The organism is Phaeodactylibacter luteus (genome assembly GCF_007993045.1).
GTDB classification, from domain to species: domain Bacteria; phylum Bacteroidota; class Bacteroidia; order Chitinophagales; family Saprospiraceae; genus Phaeodactylibacter; species Phaeodactylibacter luteus.
Window position 1 is genome coordinate 1 of the sequence record NZ_VOOR01000135.1, and the last position, 1292, is coordinate 1292.

The 1292-nt window shown below is 34.8% G+C and carries 1 protein-coding gene; it reads left to right on the forward strand.

The window, feature by feature from the left end; genetic code table 11:
* Positions 1-137 precede the first annotated feature (137 nt).
* Positions 138-890: an SDR family NAD(P)-dependent oxidoreductase gene (locus FRY97_RS21815; RefSeq protein ID WP_147169739.1), complete on the forward strand. Its 753-nt coding sequence runs from the start codon at positions 138-140 to the stop codon at positions 888-890.
* Positions 891-1292: the final 402 nt, after the last annotated feature.

The window sequence follows — 1292 nt, forward strand, 5'->3', positions numbered from 1 at the left end:
ACCGCCAATGCTAAAAAACTACCTGATAAAATTTAGCACTAGTAACATGATTTCACATTGAATTGATTCTTAATAATATTTGTATAATACAAAAAAAATAATGATCTTTACATTAGTCGAACTAAAAAACAAAATGTATGAAACGATTAGAGGACAAAGTTGCCATAGTAACAGGAGGTGCTTCAGGTATAGGTAAAGCCACTGCCAAGTTACTGGGAAGTCATGGAGCAAAAGTAATAATTGCTGATTTAAATGAGCAACAAGCCACAAATGTAATTAAAGAAATTACAGATTCAGGTAACATTGCTGAATTCCAAAAATTGGACATATCTGACGAAGCCAATTGGATCAATGTAATCGCATTTGCAAAAGCAACATTTGGAAGGTTGGATATTTTGGTAAATGTGGCTGGTGTTAGCCTGTTAAAACCCCTAGTTGAGACAACATCTGAGGAATTTGATTTTGTTGTAAAAATAAATTTGAAAGGTGCTTTTTTGGGAATGAAGCACGTTGTGGGATTAATGCAGGAAAACGGTAGTGGGTCCATTATTAATATTTCTTCGTCACTCGGTATAGTTGGTGCTCCCAACCAGTCGGTATATACTGCTACAAAAGGAGGAATAAGACTATTAACTAAAACAGCAGCGATTGAATTTGCAGCATTTAATGTCAGGGTAAACTCTGTACATCCCGGTTTTACGGAAACTGATATGACAAAAGACTTGATAGCAAATGAAGAAGTAAAAAAAATGGTTTTAGGACCAACATTATTGAGACGCCCAGCACAGCCGGAAGAAATAGCAAACGGTATTTTGTTTTTAGCATCAGATGAGAGTTCCTATATGACTGGTTCTGAACTGGTGATTGATGGTGGTTATACAGCATCGTAAAATTGGGTTTGTGATACTAAAATAAGTAAATGGTATTCATGTAAATTTTGTTGTGCAGGTTTAGAATTCGGATGATTATTGTTAATAATTAGAATTAGATGAAACGATATTTGCATCACTACTTTTCTTATTTCCACCTACAAAGTTAACCAGGGTATTGGATAAGATAAGAGCGAAAAAAAATAATGCACATGGCGGTAACAATGGCTAAAATTGCATAGGGCGGTCAGTACAAAACGAAAGTTGATGGTTATTTAGTTCTTCCGCCATTAAGTGTTTATTTTTAAATTTAAACATGGCTATGTGCTGTACGAAAGGTTAGTGCAAATTTGCTGCCCTACGACAATTTAGCCCAGCGTTACCTGCAAGCTAAAAAAACATATAGATGAAACAAAAACTATT

Coding starts and splice junctions, on each gene's coding strand:
- FRY97_RS21815 (WP_147169739.1), top strand. CDS start 138: ATGAAACGATTAGAGGACAAAGTTGCCATAGTAACAGGAGGTGCTTCA.